This is a genomic window from Desulfobotulus mexicanus (assembly GCF_006175995.1).
GTDB lineage: Bacteria > Desulfobacterota > Desulfobacteria > Desulfobacterales > ASO4-4 > Desulfobotulus > Desulfobotulus mexicanus.
Genome location: NZ_VDMB01000003.1, coordinates 32,655 through 55,569 on the forward strand (window position 1 = coordinate 32,655; position 22,915 = coordinate 55,569).

Sequence of the window (22,915 nt, forward strand, 5' to 3'; positions counted from 1 at the left end):
CCGGAACTGCCTTGCGTCTGTCTGAATGGAGCTATCCCCCCCTCCGATCCAGAAAAGCCACCACCCGCTGCTCCACGGCATCGGCCATAAGGGTAATGCGGGTACCCTCGGGCACCACAAGGGAGGTATCCAGCACCCGGATCATGTCCTGCCATTTTTCCATATCCGGCAAAAGCTCCGTCAGACGGTTGGGGGCGTTGAGGAATAAGGACTCTTTCAGCTCATTGCCCTCCCCTTCGGGAAACAGGGCCAGATAGAGCATATTCATTTCCACCAGCTCATTGAGGAAATGGGTTCCGAGGGAAACATCGGGGATGAGATTTTTCCTCATGGTCACCACCTCACAGAGTACCCGCACCCGGTCAATTTCTGCAAAATGAGTGGGAATACCCAGATCCGGACTGCTGGTTCCCCATCTACCCGGCCCCATTACCATGAGGTTACAGTTTTCCCTGTCCGTCAGGCGGTTGAGCCTGCCGATGATGCGGGCCACCTCGTAACGCTCCTTTACGGGCAGCTCCCCATACAGGGCAGGAACCACATAAATAAAACGGTCTATAGTGAGAATACGGCTTTTTCCCACCACTGCCCCACGGGTTTCAAGGATCATATCCTTAGACGCTATCTCCACCTCGGGCAGGGCCACCTCATCCACACCTTCCACTTGCAGGGGGCGACACTGCAAGAGGTTGATTCTGTAGGATTCATCTCCCATGAAATTCAGGGCAAACTCAATATCCACAGGATGTTCATAGGCCATCTGCAGGGTCTGGAGAATTTCCTTCATATCCTCCACAAAGGGAGTCTGACTCAAAAGTCTGTCAAAGGTTACAATCCAGTGCCTAGGCCCCTTACCCAGCATACCTCCGCCAGCAGAGGAAGCCACCAGAGGCAGGGGCATGTCTTTGTTTTTTGCTCCAATATCGGAAAAATATCCGGAAAGGAGTTTGTTGGCCGCCAGATCCAGATAATCCATACGCCTCTGGGAATATTCACAAACTTCATCAAAGTTGGATTCCGGCCTGCGGGAAGGAGCATTAAGGGCCACCACCCTTGTATAATCATCATCGGATCTGTCCACGGCCCGTGTTCCAAGACCAAAGACAAGGCGCAGCACCCCGGCTTTAGGGTCAATCTCCCTGCTCCAGACATAGGGATTGTAGGAAAAACCAACACCTGCGGCATGGGGATAAAAGGCATTATCCGCAGGCTGCCCCGATACCCGCATAACCAGCAGGGCCATCTGCTCATCTTTATCCAGAAGTCCCCGCTGATTGCGGTAACGCAGGGCGTTTTCACTCATGGTACTGGCATAAACGTGGCGTATGGCATTGAGCAGCATGTCAAGACGTGCCTCACGGGACCCCTGATTCACGCAGAAAACACTGTCATATTTTCCGGCAAAGGCATTGCCGTAATTGTCTTCCAGAAGGGAGCTGGAACGGACAATATAGGGGGACTCACCGAAATAATCGATGAGCTTCATGAACTGCTCCATATGATAATTGATGAAATGCCCCTGCCGGATACGGGTCTGGGCTTCGGCTATATCCGCAAGGAAAGCCTCAGGGCTACGCTGTTTCTGACGTATCCACCAGATGCCGTTTCTCACAAGAAAGGTATGAAAGACATCGGAGCCGATATAAAAGGAATCATGAGTTTCCAGCAGCTCATGGAAACGGGAATTCTCTTTTTTTAAAATCGCCCTTGCCACCAGCATACCCACGGCTTTCCCCCCAATGAATCCGATACCCACCATGCGGTCCCGGATACTGAGAATATCCTCAAGACTCATGTATCTTCGGATCAACTCCAGCATGCGGCCGTCTCTGGATAGCATCTGGCGGGCAAGGCGCATGAAAAGGTTAATCTCCTTTTCTTTGGGGCAAAGCCCCGCCCTGGATTCTGCAAGTATTCTTGGTACATCACTAAAGGATCTTCGCCAGAACCCCAACCTTCTGTCCGCATGCAGCCCCGGCCAGCTGGCGGAAGCAAGAATTTCTGCGATCAAGGCACTGCGGGTAACGGGAGGGAAAGTATCTGCATCTTCCCAGAGATGAATGGTGTTCATGGAAGAGGTGGAACGGTACTGCACCTTTACAGGCCGGATATAAAGCCTTTCATTGTAACGAAAAATATCCAGAAGATACTGGGTGGTTTCCGTGATGGGATCCGTTGCAAAGGAAGAGTGGGCATTGCGTTGCAGGGCAAAATAGGTAACGGTTTCAAGCTCATATAGCCTCGGGCAGGTAAGCACAAAGAAATTGCCCAGCATCTGATCCGATTTCCAGGCCCCGGCCAACCCGGAAAGGCAGTCAAAAACATAGGCAGCACCGTATCCAGCCTCTTCAATCACCTGATGGAGATGGGTGGTAAAGGTTTCAAAACCCGTATGTGGATCAAAATGATGGACTTCCGCAGGGCTGTCTTCGGGCAGAAGGGGGGGGTGGGAGGCAAAACGAAAATAAATCAGTCTCCGGTTCTGACCAGCTGCGGCTTCGGCAAAGGGAAGCACCAGTGCCTGATAATCTTCTATGCTGTCAATCTGCCAGACAATATTGTCTCCGGCCATGACACCTTTAAAAACCTTGTCCAGTCCGGGAAGGCCGGAAGTGAAGGGAATGGGCATGAAATCTCCTTTCATGTACTCAAAAATGCACAGACAACTATTTTGACAGCAGATAAAGGATGTGTACTGACAGCATCGGAACTTAAGGGGGATGCCCAGAAAGTGCGGTGGAACTTTCCGGACTGGTCGGACATCTGAGGGAACTTTTATTCCAGTTCAAAGTCAGAAAACAGAAGAAAAATCAGAAAAGAGATTCTCGAAGAAAATCAAAACAATGGATGTTCTGAATAAAAATCCCAATCCTTCTTAAAAAACCCATGCCAGGTGAAGGACCGCACTACAGATCCTTTCACCTGAACAGGCCAGCTCCGAGGGTCTTCACCAGACCGGAGCTGGAATTATTGGGTAAAACAGGATAAATACCAGAACAGAGCATCATCGCTATCAGTACTACTCTATACTCTTTTCTCTGCCTTAGGGCATTTTCTGGAATGCTATTTATAAAACAAGCTATATAAGCATCTGACACTTCGCCCTTTTGGCAGTATAAAAAGTCTTAAAAAAAAAGATTAACGCATGCGTTTGCTTTTTTTCTGACGATCTATAAACATACGTATTCTGGCATAAGGCGCAAAACGCTGATCCTCTGAACGGATATGGGCCAACAGCCAGTCTCCAAGATACCGTAGACTTTCATCCTTAACATTGTCAGGATTATCTGCAAGGGCACGCCTGACGTTCAGCGTTTTCCTTATAAAAAGCTTATGCAGCTTTCTGTGATCAATCAGTTCTGGATATCCCTGCTGCTGCATGATTTTTTCTTCAAGGGCAAAATGCATGCGCAAACCTTCACCCAGCTCGTTCAAAAGGTCAAAAAGAACCTTGGGCTCTGCCCTCTCTGCATGCTTCTGGTATATTTTATTGATGTGTTCAACTATTTTTTGTTTCTGCTCATCAATATTCTGCACCCGAACATTTAAACTCTCATCCCAAATCATCTGTTCCATGGTGTCTCCTGACAATTAAAAACCGACCCGTCTTTTCAAAAAAAATACAATTATCAGCTCCTGACCTTTTCTCACATATTTCCAATATCATGGGGAAAGCTGGTGAGCAAGGGCAGTATATAATCATTTTCCTTAAGCCGCATGGCAACTTTAATATGAATACGTGTTCCCGCACCGGGCGCAGAAATGATTTTCATCTCTCCCTCCAGAAGCGCAACCCTTTCTTCCATACTGCGAAGTCCCATACGCTTTTCCCTTAACGCTTCTCCCATACGGACATCAGGTTCAAACCCTTTACCATCATCCTCTATGCGAAGAATAATATGGGGATGGGATGCAACCAGCCGGACAGTCACTCTGGTTGCCGAAGCATGCTTACGAACATTACTCAAAGCTTCCTGCAAAAGCCTGTAAAGGTTAATCTCCGTATCAAAATCCAGATTCAGGGCATCCATGCCTGCAGAAGAGAAATCCACAAGGATACCATACTTACTGCTGACATCCTCACAGTACACAAAAAGCGTGCGGACAAGCCCCAGAGCATCCAGAGTCGGAGGTCTCAGATCATAGGCAAGGTCCCGGACCGACTGAATGGAATTGCCCAGAGTACGGTTTAAAATTTCAGCCTTCTGCCTCAGTACATGGGGTACATCTTCCCATACATCAAAAAGATTCTGTGACATGATTTTAAGGGTGGCAAGATCCTGGGCAATATGATCGTGCAAATCCCTTGCAATCCTCTGCCGCTCGTTTTCCTGAGCCCTGATAAGCTCCTGTGTCAAAACTTTAATACGGTTTTCAGCAGATTTCAGGAGGGTGATGTCTCTGGCAGTACACAAAACACTTACAACCTTACCATCTCCAGACCATTCAGGAACCATCCGCCAGTCATAAATGCGACCTCCCCTGTTGTCCGGGCAGGAAAATATAAAGCTGCTGGATATCCCCTCCTCAAAGACAAGGGAAAGCTGCTGTTCCATAAGGTGACAGAGATTATCATGAAACTGAGCCTGATAAAGAGTTTTACCAATGACTTCATGGGCCGGAAGACCCGTCATACGTTTTACAGAGCTGTTGGCAAAATCCAGAGACAAATCCTTTGCAAAACGAATGATAATATCCGTAGAATTTTCCGTTAGGGCTCGAAAGGTTTCTTCCCTGCGTAAAAGTTCTGTTTCAATACGTTTACGATCTTCAATTTCACGAAGCAGTTTCTGATTGGTATGCAAAAGTTCTTCTGTTCGTTGAGTAACCCTTTCCTCCAGCTCATCTCTGGATTTTCTCAAGGCTTCCTCAACCTGCTTGCGATCAGAAATATCCCTTATTGAGCCTATAATACGCAAAGGTTTGCCCTGATCACTAAAAACCACTTCTGCATTCAAAGAACAGCTACGGATATTTCCAGCTCTGTTTCTTAGATTAAGTTCAAAATCATGCAAAAAACCCTGCTCATGCAGACTGCTGAAAAAATCTGCTTGAGATTTTTCACTGCTTTCACAATGGGAAAAAAGATATGTACCAATAAGATCCTCTCTCTGATACTGAGAAGCCTTTTCTATGGCAGGACTTAAATCATCAATTTTACCCTCAAGGTCCATCTCATAATAAACATCATTAATATTTTCAAGAATCCCTTTGTATCTCTGCTCACTTTCCTCCAGAAGGCGTATGGTTTTACGCCACTCCGTGACATCCCGCATTGTACCATAAATACAGAGAGGCTCCCCCCGCTTATCCCTTTCCAGTACACAATTCAGAGAACCCGTATAAATACTTCCCCAACGGGTGCGAAAATCCAGCTCATAATTTTTAAGCTCTCCATGGTCCAGAAGGTGCCGGACCATAATATCCTTTGTTCCGGGGTCTGCATAAAATCTGTGAATTTTTTTCCCTAAAAAATCTTCCCGACTATAACCTGTAAAATTGATAATGGCAGGACTGACCTCCATAATTGTACCATCAAAAAGAATTTCACAATAAATGTCCCTGATATTTTCAGAAATTTTATGATAGCGAATTTTACAGGATTCAAGCTCCTTGTCAGTTTTATGCAAAAGGCCAGCGAGACGGATCTGATCCCAGCTTCTGCGAAAACCATACAAGATAAGAATCAGCACAAAAAAAAGAACCAGCCAGTTTTTAAGAAAAAAAACAGATGAATACTGCCATTGATGAAAAAAATATAACTCCGGCCCGGAAGCAAAAAAATATACACCCAAAAACAAAAAAACGAGGACAAGAAGAATATCCTTAATAATACTTCTCACTTCCGGATATCTTAAAAATGAAAAACGCTGGCTTTTATATGTACCGGACCGCCATACCATTTTTAGAGAATTTCAACCTCCGAAGGTGTCAACACATCCGCCCCACCTGCATCACTGAAGGAAGGCATACGAACTCCCCTGGCCCGCCAGCCCCGATGGCGCAGAATACCCTGGAATGGCGGCTCTCCTGCAACCTTTCCCACAAGCTTGATCCGTGAAGGATCAAATCCCTTGGGAACCGTAATCCGGCTGCCTTCCTCTTCTTCCATTACAACACCCAGATCCATATAACGGGACAGAATTTTACGGGCACTTTCATGGACAGGTCTCACAGCAGCACCTATCTGATCATCTTCATAGAGATCCAGATCTTCTGCAAAAAAATCCAGCAGTCTGCCTTCTTTCTGCAAAACGGAGAGGAGATACAAAAACATGCGCTCTTCCCTGGCTTTTCTTGTAGCCGGATCTTCTTCGGGTTTTAATCTGGCTGGTTTCATTTCCTTTGCAGAGGGTTGTGGAACAAGGGTCTTCTGCTGCTTATTTAAAAGCAGACTACAGATTGCCCTAAACACAATGGCAGAAAAAAGACCCGCCAGAGCACCTGCATGGGGAATGACAGGCCGGAAAGCATCCATGGATGATGGCAGAATACCAGCTTCAGGGGGTACATAGGCCGCAAGCCATCCTGCAAAGGTGAACAGGGGAATGAAAAACAAAAGCGCAAGCCAGAAAATACGTCTTAAAACAACAACTGAAGGGTTCACGGTCTCTCCTTAAAGATACAAACCTTAAACTCACAAAAAAATAAGCTTACAGTTCCTCAGATATCCGGCAGTACCGGAACCTTGAAGGTTCAGGTAAAAAACAGCCTTGCCAAAAAAAGAGCCCATGATATAGGCTTAAATGAAACTATATTTTTGCAAGCTTCCTTAAAGGGCATGAATCATGAAAACAGTGGATCACAGAAAAAAATATATCAAGCGGGATCGTTTTGACTTTGAGATTGGGTATTTAAAAAAAAGTCCCTGCCTTGACTGCACGAAAAAGGAATCTTTTCCGGCATGCCTTAAAAAATGCCCTCTCCTTGATGCCATTCAGACTGAACTTGCAGCAGGTCTGCAACTCAGTCGAAACAACGAAGAAAGCCTGTAATAGTATAATTTCCAAAGATAAAAGAGCATCTCCCTCCCTGCAGGGCAGAGAGGGAAAACCTTTTTTACCCCTCCCGCTGAAAAGCAGGCTCAATAATAATTTTTGCTCTGTTCTTCAAAGAAGCCATCCACTGGGTATACATACGATTTTCTTTGCGGTCTCTGAGTTCTTTTTTAATATTTTCCCGATCAGCCATAAATGCGGCTTCATCGGGCAAGACCCTTTCAACAATACGGAATACCCCATAACCTTCTTCCAGAACAACGGGTTCTCCCGGTAAATTTTCCTCCTTACCAAGGGAAAAAACCGCACGACTCAAAGCAGGCAGAGAACCCAGCTGCGGAATTGCACCCTGCCGTCCAAAAAGGCCCGTACTTATGAGCACTTCCCCCGTATCCTCTCCATTCTTCAATGCTGTAAGCACATCCATGGCCCGTTTATGGGCCAGAGCATCTGCAGCCTCTTTCATCATATCTGCCAGCACACGCTCCCGAACTTCTTCCAGGGGAGGAATCCTGGATTCCATACGATCTTTCACTGAAATAAGATAAAGAGCTTCATTAATTTCTAAAAGTTCACTTACCTCATGCTCCATAAGAGAAAAAGATGCTTCAGCAAAGGCCCTGCCATCGGAAACGCCGGAAGAAGGACCCCTTCTCCCAAAAAAAGCAGTTTCATTCAAAGGAAGATTCCATAAGCTTGACACCTCTCCAAGATCTGCTCCGGCAAGGGTGGCATCATAGGCTTGATCCGCCGCATCAAAGGCTGCATGACTTGCTTTTTCCTGCTGCAGTTCCCATCGTATTCCTTCAGCAACAAGCTCTAAAGGCTTTACACCTTCAGGAAGCTTCTCATCCACCAGAATCAAGTGCCAGCCAAAACGGGTCTGCACAGGCTCACTCAGCTCACCTTCATTCAGGGCAAAAGCAGCTTTAGAAAACGGGGCTACCATGGCCTCCTTCGGGAAAACGCCGAGATTTCCGCCATCCTGTGCACTGGGGCACTGGGAGAACTCCCTTGCCACATCGGAAAAACCAGCTCCTGCAAGAATCTTTTCCCGCAGAACAAGAATTTCCTTTTCCGCAGCAGCTACCGCATCAAAATCTTCAGCATTATCTGCCTTAATGAGGATATGACGGGCAGCAACCCTTTCAGGTTCCCGGTAATTTGCCAGACGCATTTCATAGGCATGGCGCACATCTTCCTCGGAAACCCTTACCTGATCAATAAAATTTTCCGGGTCAAAACGCAAATAAACAGCCTTGACCATGGGTTCTGTCCTGTATGCCTCTTTATGGCTTTCATAGCGGGCAAGAAGATCTTCTTCAGATATGGGTTCCGGTGTAAAGTCCGAAGGTCGGAAAAGGGCAGCCTCAATGGCTACTTTTCTGTTTTCTGAATTATAAAAGTCCAAAGCTTCCAGTTCGGAGACCGTAACCCCGCCAAAAATCAGATCCTGCAGTTTCGCTAAAAGCAGATCCTGTCTTTGTCTCTGCTCAAAATACGCCACACTCATGCCATTGGCCTGCAGCAGATTCTGATAAACACCTGAATCAAAACGTCCGTCTTTCTGAAAAACCGGAATAGACGCAATAGCATGGGCCACTTCATCATCGGTGACCTGCAATTTGTAACTGTCTGCCTCCTGAAGAAGCAGTTCACGCTCGATAAGCCGCTGCAGGGCCTGTTCCCTTACCTGAAAAAGTTCCAGAATTTCATGGGAAACAGTGCCACCGAACTGGCGGCGGATCTGATCCACAAGGGCCTGATATTCCGCCCTGTAGTCATCCACAGCAATTACCTTGCCGTTCACCGTAGCAGCCTTGTTATGTTGTCCCATATGATACGACTCAACGCCCAGAAAAACAAAAACAAGGACGATAATGCCCAGGATAAACTTGACCATCCAGGAGGACGCCTTCGCCCGTATCCGTGCCAGCATAGAAAGATCCTTTTCTTTTCAAAAAGTTATATCAAACACTAACCAATTTTCAATCCAACATGGTTTTACAAATAAATTAGAATATAGCATCCGATCGGTTTTTCAATACATTTTTCTTTATACTGCAAAGGTTTCCTCTTTTCAGAGATTATGCCTTGGTCAGAAAATACCGGGCAGTTTTTTTATTGACAGCCTCTGTTGCATCCGCTAAATCCACACACGATGTTTTTCTTATGTGGGGTTGTAGCTCAGCTGGGAGAGCGCATGGCTGGCAGCCATGAGGTCAGGGGTTCGATCCCCCTCAGCTCCACCAAATATTTAAAATCATTCGATTTTCTTTATGTTTGGGGTTGAATTTTGAGCCTGGATACAAATTCCAGGAACAAATGAGGCCCTTTTTTATGTCCGGAAAAACGTACCTGCTCACCACTCCCACATCCTGCTTTTTCCGCCTTACAATTCCCGTTGACCTTGGCATTCTACCTCACTCCAGCACCCAGCTCAGCCAGTCCGTACCTGCACCGGATTTCTGGCTACTGAAAAAAAGAATATTCCGGCCAACTTTTCCCCAAAGGCTTTCAGCCTTTTCTTTTTCCCAAAGATAAAAAATCCGTCCGTTTTTATCCCTGTAAGTTCCATTTCCTTCCTTCAGGGAAACATAAATCCTTCCGTGACCTGTGAGGAGGGAGCCAAGCCTTTCCATAACAGAAATAACTCTTTCTTCGGGCAGATGCACAAGGGAACCTGAAAAAAGAAGACCATCCGCCTTAATATCTTTAAAATCCCAGTTTTCAAAATCAGCTTCCCAGACCCTGCAACCGGAATAACTCCTTGCAAAAGCCGCAAGCTCCGGAGATCGTTCCAGACCTTCTGCATGGAATCCCTGTGCCTTCAGCCATTTCAGATCCCTGCCCGACCCGCAGCCCATATCGAAAACCCTTGCCCCTTCCGGAAGAAAACTCACAAAATCACTGAGAAAAGCAGAAGAATCCAGCTTCAGTGTTCTTTCAATAAATGTAGATGCCAGCTCCCGGTAGTATGCAATAACTTTTTTCTCATTCAAGACATCAGGGCTTGATGTAGGCACAGCCCTCCTCCTGCTGAAGGCGTACCAGCTCCAGAATCCCGGCAGGTACGGTTTTCATACCCAAAGGAAGTTCAGAAACATCCATCCCTTTGGCCCTGAGAGCATTCTGGCAGGCAACAAAATGAACTCCTGCCTCGGCAAGACCGAAAAGCCTTTCTGCAAAATCCGCTGCAAGCTCACGGAAAAGCAGAACACCCGGACCATTCACAACAAAGTGGGCATTCACATGGGCAGGACCACCTGCGGCCCGGATAAGATTTTCAAGATTGGTCAGTCCGATACCCAAACGCCTGTCATCGGGATCATCCATATGCAAAACCACATTCAGAACCGCCATAAAACCTCCCTGTTTACATTGCTGTTTTAAGAACATGCTTTTCATACCCGTATCCACCCGGCATTTCAAGATTCCTTTTCCCTGTGCAGAAAGCCATGTATCTGTTATGGCCTTTATGGCTGACTTGTCTTCAGCGCCTCATGCTATGGGCCCTGCACCTCATCCATCTTAATTTTTCCGGAGGATTCAATGAAAAAAACGGTTATCATTCCCGCCCGATGGGGCTCCAGCAGGCTTGAAGGCAAACCCCTGCATCCCATCGATGGTATTCCGATGATTCAGCACGTTTATCAGCGCTGTGCAAAAGCAGCCGTGGATACCGTGGTGGTGGCCACCGATGATCTGAGGATTATCAAGGCCGTGGAAGCCTTTGGGGGCAGAGCCGTCCTCACATCAGAAAAAAACAGATCCGGCACAGACCGGGTTGCAGATGCCGCACGGATTCTTGAACTCTCCCCGGATGATATCCTTGTAAATGTACAGGGGGATCAGCCCTTGATTCATCCCTCATGCATAGATGAAGTGACAGCACCCTTTGAAAAAGAATCGGATCTGCCCATGGCAACCCTTGGCTATATCATTCAGGACACAAGGGAAATCCATGATCCCAAGGATGTGAAACTGGTAACGGATATCCGGGGCAATGCCCTCTACTTTTCCAGGGCCACCATTCCCCATGCAAGAGATGAAAATACACCAGTTACTTATATAAAGCATCTGGGCGTCTATGCCTACACCAGACGCTTCCTTGATATATTCAAAGATCTTTCCACAGGCCAGCTTGAAGATATCGAAAAACTGGAACAGCTCAGAGTACTGGAACATGGCTATACCATCCGTGTGGTGATGACCCCCCACGACTCACCTGAGGTGGATCTTCCCGAAGACATTATCCGTATCGAAACAAAATTAAAATCAGGGAGCTGAAAGAATCATGCACAAGGTAAAAAATTCATCCCTGCTCATCCTTGCCTCCGCCTCTCCGAGGCGAAAGGAACTGCTTTCCAATACAGGTATGCAATTCGCTATTATCTGCAGTCAGCTTGACGAAGAAAGCATTCAGGCAGACACCCCTGAAAATCTTGCCACAGCCATTGCATCAGCCAAAGCCCGCGAGGTATCTGCTCTTTACCCTGAAAACTGGGTTCTTGCCGCCGACACCCTTGTGGTGAAAGGAAATAATATTCTGGGCAAACCCGGCAAGGCCTCTGAAGCCGCATCCATGCTTCGTATGCTCAGCGGCTGTACCCACCAGGTCATAACCGGCGTCTGCCTGATGAACAGGCTCAAGGAAAAGACTATTTCCTACGCCGTCACAACGGATGTGGTTTTCAAGCAGCTTTCGGACAGGGAGATTTCATGGTATACAGCAGATTCTGAGCCCTATGATAAAGCAGGGGGCTACGCCATACAGGGGCTGGCTGCCCATTTCATAAGAAGTATCAAGGGCTCATATACCAATGTTGTGGGCCTGCCAATCTGTGAGGTCATGGAAACCCTTGCTCAGGAAGGCATCAGCCCAGAATACCAGGATTAACATAATGGAGATAATATTTCGTGAGCATCACCCATAGACTGCAGGACATTAAAAAGCGTATGGAAAAAAGCTGCCTGTCATGCGGGAGAAATCCTGACAGTGCAAATCTTGTTGCGGTCAGCAAAACCAAAGGGGAATCCCTTATCCGGGAGGCCTTTGAAGCAGGCCAGATTCTTTTCGGAGAAAACTATGTGCAGGAAGCCACAACAAAGGCAGAAAACCTCGCAGAGCTCCCCATATCCTGGCATTTTATCGGACATCTGCAGCGTAACAAGGCCCGCTTTGTGGTCCGTTATTTTGATCTCATCCACTCCGTTGACTCCCTGCGCCTTGCGGAAGAAATCCATAAGCAATCAGAAAAGCAATCAAAAACACAAAACATTCTGATCCAGATTCATCTGGGTGGAGAAGAGAGCAAAGCTGGCATTCCTCCAGAAGACCTGCCGGAACTTCTCCGGAACATTGCAGGACTAAAGCATGTATGTGTTCAGGGACTTATGGCCATTCCTCCACCCGTAGAAAATGCGGAAGAAAACCGCATCCACTTTAAAACCCTCCGGGAGCTCATGGAAGAAAATAACGCCAGAAATATTCTGCCTTCGCCCATGACCATTCTTTCCATGGGAATGAGTGATGATTTTGAAGTGGCCATCGAAGAAGGTGCCACACTCATACGCATCGGAACCGCAATTTTTGGTACAAGATCTTAAAAAAAAGCGAATCCAGCCATGAAAATACTTCTGCACACCTGTTGCGGCCCCTGCACCATATATCCTTTAAAAACCCTCAGGGAAGAAGGCCACAGCCTCATGGGCTTTTTTTACCGCCACAACATTCACCCCCTGACGGAATGTCTCCGCAGGGAAGAAACCATGAAAGAATATGCCCTTGAAATGGATATGAAAGTCATCTTTCAGGAAGGATACGAACTGGAGGAATTCCTGCAATCCATGGTTTTCAGGGAAAAGGAACGCTGTCGTATATGTTACCATAAACGCCTTACAGCAACGGCACTTCTGGCAAAAAGAGGAAAATTTGATGCCTTTTCCACAACCCTTCTCTACAGCCGTTTTCAAAACCATGCCCTGATCCGTGATACGGGAGAAGCCGCAGGAAAAAGCGCCGGCATTCCCTTTTTTTACAGGGATTTCAGGGAAGGCTGGCAGGAAGGGATTGAAACTTCAAAGGAAAAGGGCATGTACCGCCAGAGCTATTGCGGATGTATTTACAGTGAAAAGGACAGGTATTTCAGGGCGGGCAAAAAAAATTAACCTGATCACACTGTAAAATGCCTAAAATATGGATACCCTATGTTCTATCAACTGTTTTATACCATTGCGGCTCTGATTCTTGTTACAGCCTGGGTGCCAGCGGCAGAGCTCCGGCACAGCTTTACCGGCTGGTTTAACCTTCTGACCGTATGCCTGGTTTTTTTTATTCTGACAACGCTGTGGAACAGAAAATCCTTACGAAAATACAGCCATCTATCCCCTTCAGGCATTGCTGAAAAATGGCACAGACGAATACAGGCCCAAAACCTCCTGCTTCTTGTTTTTTTCGCCTTCTTTGTTCACGGACTTGACCTCCCTTTTCTGCTTTGCCCCATCTTTCTGGCAGACACCCTGCCCTTTCTCCGGGACTTTTTTGCCCTTGCCTTTTATTTTGTCCTTCTCTGGGGACTCTGGCATATGGCTTCAGGCAGCATGGCATCCAGCAAAGTCATTGAAGAAAGTGACCGGCAATCCTTTGTCCGGGAACAGATGGGACTAAGCCTCCCTGCCCTTCTGCCATGGCTTGTATTATCCGGACTCCACGATTTTTTCATGCTGCTGCCCTTTTCCGGTTTCAGGGAAATTTTTTCCAGCAGCACAGGGCAGACTATTTATTTTCTCAGCATCTTTATCGCCATTTTTTTATTTGCCCCTGTTTGCATCCAGAGATTCTGGGGCTGTTCTCCCCTGCCTCCCGGTCCTGTGCGCCACCGCATTGAAAAAGTACTTCAAGAAACAAAAACCGGCTTCAAGGATATCCTGATCTGGCCGCTTTTCGGGGGACGCATGCTGACCGCAGGCATTATGGGACCATGGGCGAGATTCCGCTATATTCTGGTAACCCCTGCCCTGCTGCGATACCTTTACCCGGAAGAACTTGAGGCCGTCATTGCCCATGAGGCAGGCCATGCCCATTACCGCCATCTGATTTTTTATGTTTTTATTCTTGCAGGTTTTCTTCTGGTTTCATGGTTTTTTCTGGATTTTCTCTATCAGCTTATTATCCTTGGTCCGGGGCTTATGCTCCTTTCCTTTTTTTCGTTTTTATCCCCTGCAGCACTGGCAACGGCCTTGGGTATTTTCATAACCCTCACACTTTTTATCCTCTATTTCCGTTTTCTTTTCGGATATTTCATGCGGAATTTTGAAAGACAGGCCGATGCCTTCGCCTTCAGGGTACAGGGGACCGCCCGACACCTTATTCAAACCTTTCACACCCTAAGCAATATGACAGGTCAGAATCCGGACAAACCCAACTGGCACCATTTCAGCATCAGCCAGAGAATAGGTTTTCTGGAAAAGTGTGAGAAAAATCATAACATTGCCTTTCAGCATGACAGGCAGGTCAAGCGATCTGTGCTGGCTTATCTGTTTTTTCTGATTCTGCTGGCAGCAGGTGGGGGATATATAAAATGGGCTGGCTGGGATGACAACATTCAAAAAGTCCTTTTTATCCGTGCCCTTGAGATGGAAATCCACAATGAAAAACAAGATCCCCTGCTTCTGCGCCATCTAGGAGACCTCTATCAGGAAAAAAAGGCTTATACCAAGGCCCTTTCCGCTTATCACAAGGCCCTGAATACAGGAAACAGGGATGCCGATCTTTTAAATAATCTTGCATGGCTTTACATCACCGCCGAAGACAGCGGTATTGCTGACCCAGTACTTGGAAGCTACTTTGCAGAAAAGGCCGTACACGAAAAACCGGAAGCGCCCTATATTCTCGATACCCTGGCAGAAGGATACCACAGAACAGGACGCAGGGAAGAAGCAGTTTACTATGGACGTAAAGCATTGTATTATCAGAAAAGAAATATGGATGAGACAGATTATTACGAAAAACAGCTGGAAAAATTCTTAAGGGATAAACTTGAATAGCAAAGCTCACCATGTTGCGGCATCTTATCCTGAAATAAATTATAATTACTAAAAAAGCGACTCTGCTCTTTTATTTGATGCATACCTTGCGAACCTGAAGCAGATCCGTATGCCCGCCAAAGACCTTGATAATCCCATCCTGCTTCAGGGTTCTCATGCCTTCGTCAATGGAAAGATCCCGGATTTCCTCCATGGGTGCCTTGCGCTGAATCAGACGCTTGACCGTATCCGTACCCACCAGAAGCTCATGCAGCCCCATACGACCCGCATATCCAGTCTGGTTGCAGCGGTCACATCCTTTGGGCCTGCGGAACTCAAGGGCTTCTGAATAAGAAATACCATTATGTTCTTCAAACTGCCCTTCTTCACCATACTCCCTGACAATCTCTTCATACTCCTCCCTTGTGGGGTGATAGGATTCCTTGCAGTTTTTACAAAGTGTCCGCACAAGGCGCTGGGCCAGAATACATAGGATGGCATCTGCAAAGTTGAAGGGGTCCATGCCCATATCCAGAAGACGGGTCACGCTCTCCGGAGCACTGTTGGTATGCAGGGTGGAAAAGACAAGATGACCTGTGAGCGAGGCCTCAATACCGATCTGTGTGGTTTCCTTGTCACGCATTTCCCCAACCATAATAACGTCCGGGTCGGCACGGAGAAAAGACCGCATGGCTGCGGCAAAGTCAAAACCGATCTTGGGCATGACCTGCACCTGCCTGAGACCCTTCTGGGTAATTTCCACAGGATCTTCAGCCGTCCAGATTTTTCGATCAGGCTTATTTATATAACCAAGGGCAGAATGCAGGGTAGTGGTTTTACCGGAGCCCGTAGGCCCGCAGACAAAAATAATTCCATAGGGCTGCTGTATGGTCTTAATAAAATTATCATAATTATGTTGGGAAAAACCCATTTTATCCAGCGGAATGGGTTCACCAGCAGCCAGAATACGCATAACCACATCTTCCAACCCTCCCTGGGTCGGTACCGTTGCCACACGTAGTTCTATATCCTTCCCCCCATATTTACTGAATTTTATCTTACCGTCCTGGGGCTTTCTGCGTTCTGCAATATCCAGATCCGCCATAATTTTTATACGGGAAACAATGGCATTTCTGTAACTGTAGGGAATTGTCTGATAAAGGGCACAGGCTCCGTCCACCCTCACCCGGATATGGGTATTCTGTTTTCCGGGATAGGGTTCTATATGAATGTCCGAAGCACCCCTTGCAAAAGCATCCAGAACCATTTTGTTCACAAGCTGTACCACTGCACTGCTTTCCTCGGAAAGAGCGGACTGGGCTTCCTCCTCCTCTTCCTCCGCATCCTGAAGCTGGGAAAGGATTTCATCCATGGACATGCCCTGCTGATGATCAGCCTGGGTGAAACGATCAATGAAACGGCTAATATCCTCTTTAAAACAAAAATTGAAAACAGGAGATTTATTGGGAAAAAGAGCACGAATTTCAGAAAGCCGCTGCAAATCATGGGGATTATCAATGGCTATGCAGGGTTCTTCATTCTCAGTACCCACTGGTACCCAGAAATTTGCCCGCATAAAGCCCACCTTCAGTCCATGGAGCAAATCTGAAGGAATGGGTAATTTATCATCGTAGGGCTGAAAGGAAACCTTATAGAAACGGGCAAGGGATTCCCCTATATGTTTCTTATCTATCTTGAAGTCATCTGACAGAAGAATTTTTTCTATATTTTCTTTGCGGTTTCTTGCAAGGGCCACCGCATCATTTAGCTCCTTCTGGGTTAAAATATGGTTTTCCAGAAGATAATCAAACTTGGTAACCCGTTTGCTGCTGGCAAGACGTTTCTGATTGTGAAGAGCAATACCCAGCACCTCGGCCAGCTCCGTCACATAAACTTCATCCCTTTGATCAAAAACAGTCCCGTCTTTACGGTTTATGAGCTGCAAGGCACCCAGAAGAAAACTTTTATAAATGATGGGAACCACCAGAACCTGACGGGTAACAAAACCGGATTTTTTATCCCAGCTTTTATCAAAGCCAAGGGCAGCATCAATTTTCTTCAGCTCCGTGTCATCATAAACATTACCAACATTCACTAGTTTTTGATTAAAAACGGAATATCCTGCTATGCTGCCGGGAGAAATAGGAACCCGGATCTCACCGATCTCCTCACCACTCTTAAAACGGGAAACCAGCTCCCTTTTTATACCATCCACATAGTAAATTGTCAGACGTTCACAGGCAAAAAGAGATGTAATCTCATCTTTAAGATCAATAAAAATTTCATCTATACGTGCGGCAGAATATATTTTATTGGTAATTTCCTGAAGACGGGTACGATACTCAACCTCAGACTTCAAATTCTGCACATCATGATTCTTTTCAATTGCTTCCATGGCAGCTCCCGAATTTTTTACTGTTTTTCAGTGGGAAATAAACTCAAGCCCTGAAAAAACGATACCACAACTTCCTTATACCGCCGCCAATCAAAATAAGTGCCATAAAATAGAAGCAGATACGAATAAAAAAACCGGATCCGGCAAAGGATTCTACGGCTAGAATATCCGGCATCACCTGGGGGATCCTGAAAATGATTCCCACACCTGCTCCGATCAGTGCCACAGCCCAAATTATATCCAATGGATTATCACTGTTTTTTGCCAATGCTTTATCACCTTTGTATTTAAGCTGTACATAGGTCAAGGTTTGCGATCTTCAGATCAAAATCAGCCTTGATCGTCTCATATGAAATAGTTTCTTCCTCAAGGGTCAGGTAAAGGGTATCAATCTTTGACTGCAGAAGGCCTATTTCTTTTGCAACTGTTGCCATTTTTAAACCATCACCCGTCAGGGCCAGGTCCTGCATTTCAAGAGTAAGATTCTGTAACTTTTCTTCGGATATTTCTATATCTTTTTCCAAAAGGGCCATCTTTTTTTCTACAGGCTTTAGAAGAAGAGATTTCTGCTGAATAATTTCAGATCGCATTTTCCTCAAATCTTTTCTGCTGGGCGTATTTTTTTCTGCACCAGAGACTGCTGACGAAACAACAGATGATTTACCCATGCTTCCCTGCTCTTCATTTTCCTCATCCCAGCCTTCATTCTGAAGAAAATCTCCATAGCCGCCATCAAAAACCACAGGACCATTCTCTTTGAAGACCACCAGACGATCTGCAAGGGCATGGAGAAACATCTCATTATGGGTAACCATTACAACGGTGCCCTCAAAGGCATCAATGGCTTCCAACAGGGCATCACAACTGTTCATATCCAGATGATTGGTCGGCTCATCCAGAAAAAGAAGGTTGTGGGGCTTTATCAGCAGACGGCCCAGCATAACCCGGCTTTTTTCCCCACCGGAAAGAATGCGTATGGGCTTTAAGGCCTGATCCCCCTCAAACATCATGGCACCACAGATGTTCCTTGCCATCTGCCGCTCACAATCACCATGGGCCGCCTGAATTTCCTCTTCCACGCTTCGTTCCGGATGCAGCCTGCTGATGTGGGTCTGCTCGTAAATACCAGTCTCAATCCCGGGGTTCAGACTTATTTTTCCTTCTGAAGGCTCAGCAATCTGAGCCAACAGTTGCAGAAGCGTTGTCTTTCCTTTTCCATTTTTACCGACAATGCATACCCGTTCTCCCGCAGACAGGGTCAGGGAAAAATTCTGGATCAGTGGTGGCTGTGATCCATAACCAAAGGAAATTCCGCTGGCCTGAAGCATGTTCTTTCCCTTATAAGACAGGTAGGGAAAACTGAATTCCAGATCCTTGATATTTTCCAGCTTGTCTTTCTTTTCCATTTTGCCCAGCGCCTTAACCCTGGACTGTACCATACCCGCCAGCCTGGCCTTAGCCCTGAATCTGCGGATAAACTGCTCCATTTCTCTGCGGCGTTTCTCATCGTTGACCCGTGTCTTTTCATAAACCTCTTCTTCCTGGGCCATCTGCATATAATATTTTTCCGTATCTCCTGCCACCTTACGGATACGTTTCCTGTGAATACCCACCACATGGGTAACAACCTTATCCATAAAACTTCTGTCATGGGTAATCAGAAGAAGCTCTCTGGGCCAGGCGGAAAGGAAGCGCTCCATCCAGCGAATGGAAGTAATGTCAAGATAGTTGGTGGGCTCATCCAGAAGAAGAAGATCCGGTTCTGAAACAATAACCTTTGCAAGGTGCACCCGGATCTGAAATCCACCGGAAAACACATCCGGTGAAGAAGCCATATCCTTTTCTGAAAAACCAAGTCCTGCAAGAATTTTCTCTGCTTTCCACACAGCATCCTTCTCTTCTGCTGGCAGACCTGAAGCCACTTCATCCAGTATGCTTGACTCTGAAAATGATAAATGCTGACTCACATAGCCTATACGGTAATTTTTCGGCATAAGGATCTGCCCTTCATCGGGCAGCTCTTCTCCGGACAGAATCCGCAGCAACGTTGTTTTTCCATGACCGTTGCGGCCCACAAGACCAATCCGCTCCCTGCTGTTGATCTTAAAACCCACTCCATCAAAAATATCCTGGCTGCCGTAACTTTTCTTAAGATGATCAATCTGTATCATTTTTTATCCATCCATGGGGCATACATTAAAAAACAAACTAAAAGAAAAAACATACCATGCCCCAGCCTGAGGGAAAAGACTCTTTAATAAAGAGCCCCCCGTTTCCGGGCATGGCACAGTAAAAAGGAAAACCCTGTTTTTCCTTGACTTCACCTCTAAAAATACTTAGACAGACGCTGATTTCTGGTCTCTGAACTCTGGTCCACTGAACGTTCCTCTTCTGCCATATTCTGTGACAGATAACAAAAAGGAACGGATTCGATACTCCCTTATACGTATAACATGTTTTTCGATGGCAAGCATAAGACATGGAATATATGAATAAATAATTTTATCATTTTTTTTATTAAAGACGTATGAAAACTTTGTTATCTCCATGTTTCTGCCAGCCAGACCCGATTCATCTGCCGGAAACATCTGGATTTATTTGTCCGCACCATCGCCATTCTGGTTGTGGACCCTTCAAAAAGCGGTGATATCACCCGAAATATTAACTTCATCAGTCTTTTCTGTATTTGTGAAAGGAAGGAAAAAAGAATGACCACCTACGTTTACAGCTTCGGTAATGGAGCGGCAGATGGCGATGCAACCCAGGCCGAACTTCTCGGAGGAAAAGGTGCAAACCTTGCAGAGATGGCCCAGCTTGGCCTTCCCGTTCCCGCAGGTTTTACCTTAAGTACAGACTGCTGCAATGATTTTCTTTCTTCCGGTGGAAACTATCCCGGAAAACTGCGGGAGCAGGTTCAGGCAGCCCTTGCCACCGTGGAAGGTATTATGGGTATGAAATTTGGAGACACGGAAAATCCCCTCCTGGTTTCCTGTCGTTCCGGTGCCCGCCAGTCAATGCCCGGCATGATGGAAACAGTACTTAATGTGGGTCTTTGCCCTGCCACCATTCCTGGCCTGATCAAAAAAACGGGTAATGAGCGTTTTGTCTATGATGCCTACCGCCGCCTTATCATGATGTATGCAGACGTGGTCATGGAAAAAGCCGAGGGTGTTGAACCCATAGATGACATGGGTATACGCAGCCAGCTTGACCGGATCATGGAAGATCTCAAAGAAGAAAAAAACTACATCAATGACACGGACATCCCTGCCGAAGACCTCAAAAACCTCTGTGACACCTTTAAAAAAACCGTCCGTGAAGTACTGGGCGTGGATTTTCCCGACAAACCCGAGGATCAGCTTTGGGGAGCCATTGGTGCTGTTTTCAAAAGCTGGAACGGCCGCCGTGCCATCTCCTACCGCCGCATTGAAGGCATTCCTGATCAATGGGGTACGGCCTGTACGGTGCAGAGCATGGTTTTTGGCAATATGGGAGCCACATCCGCCACAGGAGTTGCCTTTACCCGGAACCCCGCCAACGGAGAAAACCGCTTTTACGGAGAATGGCTCCCCGATGCCCAGGGAGAAGACGTTGTTGCCGGAACCCGTACACCAAACCCATTGAACAAAGATACCAAAAATGATCAGAATGAGCATCTTCCTTCCCTTGAGGAAGAAATGCCCGAGGTATATGCTCAGCTCTATGAAATCCGAAATAATCTTGAAAAGCACTACCGGGATATGCTGGACATTGAGTTCACCATACAGGAAAAACGCCTCTACATGCTTCAGTGCCGGGTGGGTAAAAGAACAGGTCCTGCAGCTCTGAACATGGCCATGGACATGCTGGAAGAAAAAATGATCACGGAAAAAGAATGCGTGATGCGGGTCAAACCCTCCCAGCTCGATGAACTGCTTCACCCCATTGTAGATCCTGCCCACGAAAAAACTTCCACCGTCATTGCCAAAGGCCTTCCTGCAGGTCCGGGCGGTGCCTTCGGTCAGATTGTCTTTACTGCAAAAGATGCCGTGGAATGGCATAAAAGCGGTAAGCAGGTAATCCTTGTACGCGAAGAAACCAACCCCGAAGACGTGGAAGGAATGCGTGCTGCAGAAGGTATTCTCACAGCCCGCGGGGGTATGACCAGTCATGCTGCCCTTGTGGCCAGAGGCTGGGGCAAATGCTGTATTGTTGGTGCCGCCATGATCAAACTGGATTTCAAAGCCAAAGAAATGCGCATTGGTGGTAAAGTATACAAAGAAGGTGATGTGGTTACCCTGAACGGCTCCAAAGGGCTTGTGTATGAAGGTGCCCTTAAAATGGTGGACGCCACGGAAAATCCCCGGTTCAAGGCTTTCATGACCATTGTGGACAAGTACAGAACAATGGGTGTACGCACCAATGCGGACAGCCCTCAGGATACTCTGGTTTCTCTGGAGTACGGCGCCGAAGGCATCGGGCTTTTCAGAACCGAACATATGTTCTACGGTGGTGATTCCGAAGAACCACTTTTCCTTCTGCGTAAGATGATCCTCAGCGATACTGAAGATGAGCGCCGCCAAGCCCTGGAAGAGCTGTTCCCCTTCATGAAGCGGGACATTCAGGCCACCCTGGAAACCATGGACGGAATGCCAGTCACCATTCGTCTGCTGGACCCCCCGCTGCACGAATTTGTTCCCCATGGAAGAATCCATCAGGAAGAACTGGCCAAAGCCCTTGATATTGAAGTTGATGATGTGGTCCGAAGGGGCGAAGAACTCCAGGAAAGCAACCCCATGATGGGACACCGCGGAGTACGTCTGGGGATCACCTATCCCGAAATCACGGAAATGCAGGTCCGGGCCATTCTGGAAGCCGCAGCTGAACTGATCCGTCAGGGAAAAAATCCCCTTCCTGAAATCATGGTTCCTGTAACCTGTGATGTGAAAGAACTGATCTTTGCCAAAGCAATTACGGACAGAGTCTATGCTGATATCCTGAAAACATTCAGCCTGGATTCCATTGATTATAAATATGGCACCATGATAGAAATTCCAAGGGCCGCCCTTATGGCCGATAAAATGGCAGAGTGTGCTGACTTCTTCTCCTTTGGAACCAACGATCTTACCCAGATGACCTTTGGATTCAGCCGGGATGATACCGGTGGTTTCATGGCAGATTATCTGGACAAAGGAATCATAGATGCCGATCCTTTCCAGACCATTGACCAGGATGGTGTCGGTCAGCTGATCCAGTATTCCGTAGAGCGGGGCCGGAAGACAAGGCCTGACCTTAAAATAGGTATCTGTGGAGAGCAGGGCGGTGATCCCGCATCCGTTGCCTTCTGCTATGCCAACAATCTGACCTACGTCAGCTGTTCACCCTTCCGTCTTCCCATTGCACGGCTTTCCGCAGCACAGGCTGCTTTAAAAGCTGAAAGCAAGTAAAAAATATAGCTTCTGAATAACTGCAAACTATTCAGAAGCTACAAAATTTTGACCCAATAAAACAAAAG

Annotated in this window: 17 protein-coding genes and 1 tRNA gene; 8 read left to right on the forward strand and 10 right to left on the reverse strand. The window is 46.8% G+C overall.

What is annotated here, in order from left to right:
• Nucleotides 1–31: 31 nt before the first annotated feature.
• The 4 genes from FIM25_RS03560 to FIM25_RS03575 all read right to left on the reverse strand — a co-directional run bounded on the left by FIM25_RS03560 (nt 32) and on the right by FIM25_RS03575 (nt 6,607).
• Nucleotides 32–2,629 (reverse strand): PEP/pyruvate-binding domain-containing protein, encoded by a 2,598-nt coding sequence (locus FIM25_RS03560; RefSeq protein WP_139446393.1) that lies wholly within the window; start codon nt 2,627–2,629, stop codon nt 32–34.
• A 509-nt stretch (nt 2,630–3,138) separates the two neighbouring features.
• Nucleotides 3,139–3,576: a bacteriohemerythrin gene (locus FIM25_RS03565; protein ID WP_139446395.1), complete on the reverse strand. Its 438-nt coding sequence runs from the start codon at nt 3,574–3,576 to the stop codon at nt 3,139–3,141.
• A gap of 71 nt (nt 3,577–3,647) precedes the next feature.
• Nucleotides 3,648–5,693, reverse strand: a complete 2,046-nt coding sequence (locus tag FIM25_RS03570) for a PAS domain-containing sensor histidine kinase (RefSeq protein ID WP_179953132.1) — start codon at nt 5,691–5,693, stop codon at nt 3,648–3,650.
• A gap of 212 nt (nt 5,694–5,905) precedes the next feature.
• Nucleotides 5,906–6,607 carry a DUF2760 domain-containing protein gene (locus tag FIM25_RS03575; protein ID WP_139446399.1) on the reverse strand — a complete coding sequence of 234 codons (702 nt, stop codon included), beginning with the start codon at nt 6,605–6,607 and terminating at the stop codon, nt 5,906–5,908.
• Between the two features lie 181 nt (nt 6,608–6,788).
• On the opposite strand from FIM25_RS03575, the gene FIM25_RS03580 reads away from it, so the two are divergent.
• A complete protein-coding gene (locus tag FIM25_RS03580; RefSeq protein ID WP_139446401.1) occupies nt 6,789–6,995 on the forward strand; it encodes a hypothetical protein in 207 nt (68 codons plus the stop codon).
• Nucleotides 6,996–7,059: 64 nt separating this feature from the next.
• Here the strand turns inward: FIM25_RS03580 and FIM25_RS03585 are convergent, their stop codons facing one another.
• Nucleotides 7,060–8,937 (reverse strand): peptidylprolyl isomerase, encoded by a 1,878-nt coding sequence (locus FIM25_RS03585; RefSeq protein WP_139446403.1) that lies wholly within the window; start codon nt 8,935–8,937, stop codon nt 7,060–7,062.
• A 237-nt stretch (nt 8,938–9,174) separates the two neighbouring features.
• On the opposite strand from FIM25_RS03585, the gene FIM25_RS03590 reads away from it, so the two are divergent.
• Nucleotides 9,175–9,250, forward strand: a tRNA-Ala gene (locus tag FIM25_RS03590).
• A gap of 171 nt (nt 9,251–9,421) precedes the next feature.
• Here the strand turns inward: FIM25_RS03590 and FIM25_RS03595 are convergent.
• A complete protein-coding gene (locus tag FIM25_RS03595; RefSeq protein WP_179953134.1) occupies nt 9,422–10,024 on the reverse strand; it encodes a class I SAM-dependent methyltransferase in 603 nt (200 codons plus the stop codon).
• On the reverse strand, nt 10,005–10,361 hold the full coding sequence (locus tag FIM25_RS03600) for a DsrE family protein (RefSeq protein WP_179953135.1): 357 nt from the start codon (nt 10,359–10,361) through the stop codon (nt 10,005–10,007). Before FIM25_RS03600 ends, FIM25_RS03595 begins: the two co-directional genes overlap by 20 nt.
• A gap of 189 nt (nt 10,362–10,550) precedes the next feature.
• Between FIM25_RS03600 and kdsB the strand changes: the two genes are divergently transcribed.
• Genes kdsB through FIM25_RS03625 form a run of 5 tightly spaced genes read left to right on the forward strand, consistent with a single transcriptional unit; the run spans nt 10,551 to nt 15,047 of the window.
• A complete protein-coding gene (gene kdsB, locus FIM25_RS03605) occupies nt 10,551–11,288 on the forward strand; it encodes a 3-deoxy-manno-octulosonate cytidylyltransferase (protein WP_139446409.1) in 738 nt (245 codons plus the stop codon).
• Between the two features lie 7 nt (nt 11,289–11,295).
• Nucleotides 11,296–11,898 carry a Maf family protein gene (locus FIM25_RS03610; protein ID WP_139446411.1) on the forward strand — a complete coding sequence of 201 codons (603 nt, stop codon included), beginning with the start codon at nt 11,296–11,298 and terminating at the stop codon, nt 11,896–11,898.
• Between the two features lie 20 nt (nt 11,899–11,918).
• Nucleotides 11,919–12,608 (forward strand): YggS family pyridoxal phosphate-dependent enzyme, encoded by a 690-nt coding sequence (locus FIM25_RS03615; RefSeq protein WP_246051999.1) that lies wholly within the window; start codon nt 11,919–11,921, stop codon nt 12,606–12,608.
• Nucleotides 12,609–12,626: 18 nt separating this feature from the next.
• Complete coding sequence (locus tag FIM25_RS03620; protein ID WP_139446414.1) at nt 12,627–13,169, forward strand: epoxyqueuosine reductase QueH; 543 nt, start codon at nt 12,627–12,629, stop codon at nt 13,167–13,169.
• Between the two features lie 39 nt (nt 13,170–13,208).
• Nucleotides 13,209–15,047, forward strand: coding sequence for a M48 family metallopeptidase (locus FIM25_RS03625; protein ID WP_139446415.1), 1,839 nt, complete (start codon nt 13,209–13,211; stop codon nt 15,045–15,047).
• Nucleotides 15,048–15,117: 70 nt separating this feature from the next.
• Here FIM25_RS03625 and FIM25_RS03630 read toward each other — a convergent pair whose 3' ends face one another.
• The 3 genes from FIM25_RS03630 to FIM25_RS03640 are packed head-to-tail and all read right to left on the reverse strand — an operon-like array spanning nt 15,118 to nt 19,592.
• Nucleotides 15,118–17,421, reverse strand: coding sequence for a GspE/PulE family protein (locus FIM25_RS03630; RefSeq protein ID WP_139446417.1), 2,304 nt, complete (start codon nt 17,419–17,421; stop codon nt 15,118–15,120).
• Between the two features lie 43 nt (nt 17,422–17,464).
• Nucleotides 17,465–17,689 (reverse strand): hypothetical protein, encoded by a 225-nt coding sequence (locus FIM25_RS03635; protein WP_179953136.1) that lies wholly within the window; start codon nt 17,687–17,689, stop codon nt 17,465–17,467.
• A 19-nt stretch (nt 17,690–17,708) separates the two neighbouring features.
• A complete protein-coding gene (locus FIM25_RS03640) occupies nt 17,709–19,592 on the reverse strand; it encodes an ABC-F family ATP-binding cassette domain-containing protein (RefSeq protein ID WP_139446421.1) in 1,884 nt (627 codons plus the stop codon).
• Between the two features lie 537 nt (nt 19,593–20,129).
• Here FIM25_RS03640 and ppdK point away from each other — a divergent pair.
• The gene (gene ppdK / locus FIM25_RS03645; RefSeq protein WP_139446423.1) at nt 20,130–22,847 is read left to right on the forward strand and encodes a pyruvate, phosphate dikinase; all 2,718 of its coding nucleotides are present in this window, start codon (nt 20,130–20,132) and stop codon (nt 22,845–22,847) included.
• The last annotated feature ends 68 nt before the right edge of the window (nt 22,848–22,915 follow it).